Origin of the sequence: Sinorhizobium terangae (assembly GCF_009601505.1) — a bacterium.
Lineage (GTDB): Bacteria > Pseudomonadota > Alphaproteobacteria > Rhizobiales > Rhizobiaceae > Sinorhizobium > Sinorhizobium terangae.
The window spans coordinates 98,970-104,969 of sequence record NZ_WITC01000099.1 but is presented as its reverse complement, the minus strand read 5'-3'; the positions used below and the strand labels follow the sequence as shown (position 1 = coordinate 104,969).

Annotated in this window: 7 protein-coding genes; 3 read left to right on the top strand and 4 right to left on the bottom strand. The window is 63.5% G+C overall.

The genetic code is table 11. The features are described 5' to 3' along the window. Positions 1-39: 39 nt before the first annotated feature. Positions 40-969 (bottom strand): FAD-dependent monooxygenase, encoded by a 930-nt coding sequence (locus tag GHK62_RS23445; protein ID WP_153441445.1) that lies wholly within the window; start codon positions 967-969, stop codon positions 40-42. 184 nt (positions 970-1,153) lie between these two features. On the opposite strand from GHK62_RS23445, the gene GHK62_RS23440 reads away from it, so the two are divergent. Further along, positions 1,154-1,981, top strand: coding sequence for a nickel-binding protein (locus GHK62_RS23440; RefSeq protein WP_153441444.1), 828 nt, complete (start codon positions 1,154-1,156; stop codon positions 1,979-1,981). A gap of 56 nt (positions 1,982-2,037) precedes the next feature. Here GHK62_RS23440 and GHK62_RS23435 read toward each other — a convergent pair whose 3' ends face one another. Further along, a complete protein-coding gene (locus GHK62_RS23435; RefSeq protein ID WP_153441443.1) occupies positions 2,038-2,952 on the bottom strand; it encodes a LysR family transcriptional regulator in 915 nt (304 codons plus the stop codon). Positions 2,953-3,035: 83 nt separating this feature from the next. On the opposite strand from GHK62_RS23435, the gene GHK62_RS23430 reads away from it, so the two are divergent. Continuing rightward, positions 3,036-4,043 (top strand): zinc-dependent alcohol dehydrogenase family protein, encoded by a 1,008-nt coding sequence (locus GHK62_RS23430; protein WP_153441442.1) that lies wholly within the window; start codon positions 3,036-3,038, stop codon positions 4,041-4,043. A 13-nt stretch (positions 4,044-4,056) separates the two neighbouring features. Here GHK62_RS23430 and GHK62_RS23425 read toward each other — a convergent pair whose 3' ends face one another. After that, positions 4,057-4,485 carry a GFA family protein gene (locus tag GHK62_RS23425; protein WP_153441441.1) on the bottom strand — a complete coding sequence of 143 codons (429 nt, stop codon included), beginning with the start codon at positions 4,483-4,485 and terminating at the stop codon, positions 4,057-4,059. A 468-nt stretch (positions 4,486-4,953) separates the two neighbouring features. On the opposite strand from GHK62_RS23425, the gene GHK62_RS23420 reads away from it, so the two are divergent. Next, positions 4,954-5,451 carry a MarR family winged helix-turn-helix transcriptional regulator gene (locus tag GHK62_RS23420; RefSeq protein WP_153441455.1) on the top strand — a complete coding sequence of 166 codons (498 nt, stop codon included), beginning with the start codon at positions 4,954-4,956 and terminating at the stop codon, positions 5,449-5,451. Between the two features lie 182 nt (positions 5,452-5,633). Here GHK62_RS23420 and GHK62_RS23415 read toward each other — a convergent pair whose 3' ends face one another. Then, positions 5,634-5,867 carry a hypothetical protein gene (locus GHK62_RS23415; RefSeq protein WP_153441440.1) on the bottom strand — a complete coding sequence of 78 codons (234 nt, stop codon included), beginning with the start codon at positions 5,865-5,867 and terminating at the stop codon, positions 5,634-5,636. Positions 5,868-6,000: the final 133 nt, after the last annotated feature.

The window sequence follows — 6,000 nt, the reverse complement described above, 5'->3', positions numbered from 1 at the left end:
CCTCCGGATGGACGACGATGTCGGGCCGCAGCTGCGCGATCATCCGCCGAGGTTCACCGCATCGCCGATGCCGGTGTTCATGCCCTGCCCACCGGCCGGACTGTGGATATGGCCGGCGTCGCCGGCGATGAATACCCGCCCGACGCAAAAATGCTCGGCGACCCGGTGGTGGAGCCGATAGGTGGAGAACCAGTTGGCCGCCTTGACCACGACGCCGGTGAGCCGCTCGACCTCGGCGCGGATCGCCTCGAAGCGGACCGTCTCCTCCGCCGCATGGCTGCCCGGCACGATGCCGATCAGCCGCACCGAGCCCGACTGGCGCACTGGCAGCACGATCGCGAAGCCATGCGTATCGAGGCAGACGTTCAGGCCGCTGCAGGCATTCTCCACCGCCACATCGGCGACATAGAACGACTGCTCGTAGGTGCCGCCCGGAAAGCCGAGCTTCATGCCATGGCGCACCGTGCTGCTCGCGCCGTCCGCGCCACAGAGATAAGCGGCCCGGATGACCTCGCTAGTGCCGTCCTTCGTGACGGTCGCGGTCACGCCTGAGGCATCCTGCTTGAAGGTGACGAATTCCGCGCGCCGCTCGACGGCAACGCCCATTTTTTCGAGGTGGCCGATCAGGATGCGCTCGTGAATGTCCTGCGGTAGCGCGAAGGCGAAGGCATAGCGGCTGAGCCCGGCACCGAAATCGCCGAGCTTCAAGGTTGCGGCGATCCCCGACGGCGTGCGCACGGCCAGGCGCTCGACACGGATGCCGGCCGCCAGCGCGTCGTCGACGATGCCAAGCTGGCGATAGAATTCGAGCGTGCGTGCCTGCACCGCGATCGCCCGCGAGGTCTCGCCCGGCCCGGGCGCCTTGTCGATGATCCTCAAATCGATGCCGAGCCGCTTCAGCCACAGCGCCAGAACCAACCCCGTAGGTCCGGCGCCGACGATCAGAACCTCAGTCTCGGAAGTCTTCATCGAACCTACATTGCCTCCGTGGGCTCCCCGAACAGAGGTCACTTTGAACTACTTCATCGTTCTGTACAGCTGCAAGCAACGAGCTCCGCCTCCACCGGGCGACACTCGGGACTTTAGCGATTGCTCATCAATGGGATCGCACATAGACTGCAACACGCGAGATGAGATAACAGCGGGGGCGATAATGGCCATCTTCATGGACCGGCATGACCTCAAGGGGTACACAGCAGCCGACGTCGCCGAGGCGCATCGCAAGGATCTCGAAATCCAGGATCAGTATGGCGTAAAATTCCTCACCTACTGGTTCGACCAGCAGCGCGGCACCACTTTCTGCCTCATCGACGCCCCGGGCAAGGAAACCGCCCAGTGCGTGCATCGCGAGGCGCATGGGCATGTTGCCGGCGAGATCGTCGAGGTCGCGCTTTCGGCCGTCGAGGCTTTTCTCGGTCGTATCCAGGACCCGGAGCCGCTCGCCGGCGATCTGCAGAACAACAAGGACTGTGGGCATCGCGCCATCATGTTCACCGATATCGTCGGCTCCACGGAAATGACGGCGCGCCTTGGGGACCGCATGGCCACCGAGTTGGTCAGAGCGCACGATTCGATCGTGCACAGGTGCCTGAACGAGTTTGGCGGGCGCGAGGTGAAGCACACCGGCGACGGGATCATGGCATCCTTCGCGTCGACGAAGCACGCGGTTGATTGCGCAATCGCGATTCATCGTGATTTCCGGCGCTACAACAGCGGAAACGCCGAACCGATCCACATCCGCATTGGCATCGATAGCGGAGAGCCGGTCGAGGACAGCAACGATCTTTTCGGCACCACGGTGCAACTCGCGGCCCGCCTGTGTTCGGCTGCTGCCGCCGATCAGACGCTTGTTTCGGAGAACGTCTATCGCGAGCTTGGCAGCCCGGACGCCTTCAGCGCAATGAAACGTCGGCGGCTCAAAGGGTTTTCCCGGCCCGTTGCGGCATTCGAATGCGCCCCGGCAGGGTCCGGATCGCGGTGATTTTTGGCCCATGAAATGAAGACCCGCCGCGCTCGTCGACGGTACAGTCCGCACCGTCACCTCATGAGCCTGGGCAACTGGGCCGCTAAGGCATCGACCGCAAATCGCACCTTCAGCGGCAGATACGGCGTCTGCAGCCATAGCGCATGATTGTCGAAGTGGAGCCCGGGTTGATCGGACAGGAGCGGCACGAGCGCACCTGCCTCGATGCGCTCTCGAACAAGCCAGCCGGGAAGCCAGGCAAGCCCCAGGCCGGCGACGGCGGCGTCGGCGATCGCGTCGAGATCATCGAGGCGCAGGCGGTTGCGCGGCGTCACCTCTGCCGGAAGCCCATCGTCACGCGGAAACAGCCAGGGGTGAACACGGCCCGACCGGCTGTAGATGATGCCGTGATGGCTGCCGAGGTCCTCGATCTGCCGTGGCGGGCCGTGCCTATCGAGATAGGATGGCGAGCCACAAACGACCATGTGATGGCGCGCGAGGCGACGCGCGATCGTCCCTGCCCTGTCCTCCAGATTGCGGCTGCTGGCTGCCAGGCTGCGGATCGCAAGGTCAAAGCCATCGCCCGCAAGGTCGGCGAAGCGATCGTTGAACGACAGGTCGAGTTCGAGGGCCGGATATCGCTCGGCAAGCTTGAGAAGGATGGGGACGACACAGCGCCGACCGAAGAGCGCCGGCATCGTCACCCGAAGTCGTCCGCGCGGCTCGGAAAACTGATCGGCCGCGAGCGCATCCGCAGCCTCGGCTTCGGCGAGCACCACGCGGCAGCGCTCATAATAGGCCCGACCGAAGTCCGTCAGGCTCTGGCGCCGCGTCGTGCGGTTGAGGAGGCGTACGCCGAGCCGCTCTTCAAGGAACCGCACATGCTTGCCGACCATCGGTCCGGACAGATCGAGAGCACTCGCGGCAGCCGCAAACGAGCCGAGATCGACGGCCTTGACGAAGACGGCCATGCTCGCAAGGCGATCCATATTCATAACTCCTGGTTTCGACTTTCCTGCCTTGATCGCTATTTATCCCCCGACAGCGCGCTGGCATAGCTCATTCAGTTAAAATGTTTTGGAGTTGTGCCGATGGTCCGTGTCGTCCGTTTCATGAGCTCGGTGGTCCCGAGGTCCTGCGCATCGAGGATATCGATGTTGCTGGGCCCGGTTCGGGCGAGGTCCAGATCCGCGTCAAGGCGCTTGGCCTCAACAGGGCCGAGGCGCTGATCCGCTCCGGCACCTATATCGAGACGCCGCCGCTGCCCTCCGGTCTGGGTCTCGAGGCGGCGGGCATCGTCGAAGCGGTCGGTGAAGGTGTGGAGGATTTCGCACCGGGCGACGCCGTTAGCGTCGTGCCGCCCCCATCGATGGTCCGCTGGCCTGCCTATGGCGAGCTTGCCAGCTTTCCGGCGAGGCTCGTCGTCAGGCACCCGCCATCGCTGGGCTTCGAAGCGGCCGCCGCCGTCTGGATGCCATATCTCACCGCCTATGGCGCGCTGATCGACATCGCCGGACTGCGCCGGGAGGATTTCGTCGTCATCACCGCCGCATCGAGCAGCGTCGGACTCGCCGCGATCGAGATTGCCAACAGGGTGGGCGCGACCGGGATCGCCGTCACGCGCACGTCCGCCAAGAAGCAGGCCCTCACCGAATTCGGCGCCGCGCATGTGATCGCCTCCGCCGAGGAGGATCTCGAAGCCCGACTAAGGGAGATCGTCGGCCCGGCGGGCGTGCGCGTGGTGTTCGACGCAGTCGGCGGCCCCGTCTTCGAGCCGCTGACGGCGGCCATGTCACGGGGCGGCACCCTCATCGAGTACGGCGGCCTGAGCCCCGAGCCCACGCCCTTCCCGCTCTTTGCCGTGCTGAGCAAGAGCCTGACGCTGCGTGGCTACCTGGTCCATGAGATCGTCGCCGATCCGGCGCGGCTCACTGCCGCCAAGAGCTTTGTCCTCGATGGGCTGGCGGACGGTTCGCTCCGGCCAGTGATCGCCAGGACCTTTCCGTTCGAAAAGATCGTCGAGGCGCATCGCTTCCTGGAGTCGAACGAGCAGTTCGGCAAGGTCGTCGTGACGGTGTGAAAAGCGGCACGCCTCAATCGCCGGGAAAGCATTCGTATTGCGGCAGGTCGTCGGTGATCTGGAACCATTCCGCCTTCGACCCGACGAAGATGTGCGCCGAGGGCCGGATCGCCGGCGCATCGACGAGCGTGCCGAGCGTCACATGCGCATAGGCACCCTCGCGCACGACGGAATAAAGCAGTGAGCCGCAGGCCGAGCAATGAACGTCATGCGCCTCACCCTCGTCTCCATAGACGAGGCGCGCGTCCTCGCCCCGAACGAGGCTGAGTTCGCCGCGCTTGACGCCGGCGAACGGTTTGAAGGCCGAACCGGTGGCACGCCGGCAATTCGAGCAATGGCAGTTCATCGCATATTCGAACCGGTCCGCCACCCGGTATTCGACTGCCCCACAGAGACATTTGCCGGTCAGCATCCTGGCGGTACCGGAACTCGAGTCAGCCATGACCTCCTCCTGTCCTTGGGCGGCAAGCTACACGACAGTCCACCGAATCCGCAACCGCTCGCACCGACCGAGGCAAACTCCGGGCCCGCTCCGCTTTTGCGTTTCAAAAAGTTGGAGCGAAACCGGGTCGCGGCGAAGCAATTTCGCAGAAGTGTGCTGACACCCCTCTGCCCTGCCGGGTATCTCCCCCACAAGGGGGAAGATTGGCAAGGCGCGGGCTCCCCCGCGTGTCTCCTCGACAGGGTCAACCTCACTCTAGGAGGTGGCGGTGGTGCAGAGCGGTGCCTCCTCGGTCTCCTCCCTTGTGGGGGAGATGCCCGATAGAGGGGTGTCGCCCTCGGGAGGTAGAAGAGGCCGCTTAAATCGGATGCGATCCAGATCGCTCGAACCCGCATCAATACCATTGCGATTTAATCGGATACGATTTATATAAACTCCGACAGCAAAGAACCGGATTGAATAATGCCCATGACTCCTTCCCAGACAGCAAAGAACCAGGACGCGATCACGCCCGATTCCCCGCAGCCAGGCAAGGAAAAGCCGAAGCTGGCGAACTTTCTGTGCTTCGCGATCTACTCGGCAAATCTTGCCTTCGGCCGCGCCTACAAACCGATCTTGGATGAGCTTGGCCTCACCTACACCCAGTACATCGCCCTGGTGGCGCTCTCCGAAAAGGACGACCAGACGGTCGGCGAACTCGGCGAAAAACTGTTCCTCGAATCCAACACGCTGACGCCGATCCTCAAGAAGCTCGAGCAGATCGGTCTGATCAGCCGTCGCCGCGACCCGGAAGACGAGCGCCAGGTTCGGGTGAGCCTGACCCCGGCCGGCCGCAGCCTGGTAGACGCCGAGCCCGGCGCGTCGCTGACGGATGCCACCGGGCTCGGAGACGACTTCCACTCGGTACAGCAGAGCGTGGCGAGGCTGCGCGACAACCTCCTGCGCGCCATCCAGGGCGAGCGGTGATCGGCTTACTGCATGTCACGGAACAAAGTGTGAGCTTCGGAATTTATAGGACGTCGTCCTTCATCCGAGGTCGGCGTACACGCCACACACAAACCAGCAGCAGTGTCCGCAATCCGGCGGGCACTGCCGGGGTTGCGGCAATGTCCCTAGTGCGCAACGGAAGAGCCAGGCTCGCACTGGCGTTACCACGTCACCGACAAAAGCTTCGGGCCATCAAAAACCAGGAGATGGAAGATCTGTTCGAAGCCTACGCTCTTGCCGCGGGAGCCATCGAAAGCCTGCGGAACGAGTATCCTCTGCGGGAGGAACTGTTGCGCGAATATCAGAACCTTTGCCTCGACATGCAGGCCGAGGTTGTGGCGTTTCTGGAGGGCGGCCCTGCCCCTGACGCCCCACAGCCGCAAGATGGATGACAAGCTCCCGTCCGGCTCGGACAGGCCTGTAATTAATCCCTTCGTTGAATGAGCAGCAGCAAACAGAGCCCCAGTCATCTCTCAGGGCTCTGCTCTAAATTGCTACTGAAAAGGAATGGGTGATGATATGACCGCT

Excerpts from the sequence above, each read along its gene's own strand:
- GHK62_RS23430 (WP_153441442.1), top strand. The coding sequence starts at position 3,036 with ATGTTTTGGAGTTGTGCCGATGGTCCGTGTCGTCCGTTTCATGAGCTC.
- GHK62_RS23440 (WP_153441444.1), top strand. The coding sequence starts at position 1,154 with ATGGCCATCTTCATGGACCGGCATGACCTCAAGGGGTACACAGCAGCC.
- GHK62_RS23420 (WP_153441455.1), top strand. The coding sequence starts at position 4,954 with ATGACTCCTTCCCAGACAGCAAAGAACCAGGACGCGATCACGCCCGAT.
- GHK62_RS23435 (WP_153441443.1), bottom strand. The coding sequence starts at position 2,952 with ATGGATCGCCTTGCGAGCATGGCCGTCTTCGTCAAGGCCGTCGATCTC.
- GHK62_RS23445 (WP_153441445.1), bottom strand. The coding sequence starts at position 969 with ATGAAGACTTCCGAGACTGAGGTTCTGATCGTCGGCGCCGGACCTACG.
- GHK62_RS23425 (WP_153441441.1), bottom strand. The coding sequence starts at position 4,485 with ATGGCTGACTCGAGTTCCGGTACCGCCAGGATGCTGACCGGCAAATGT.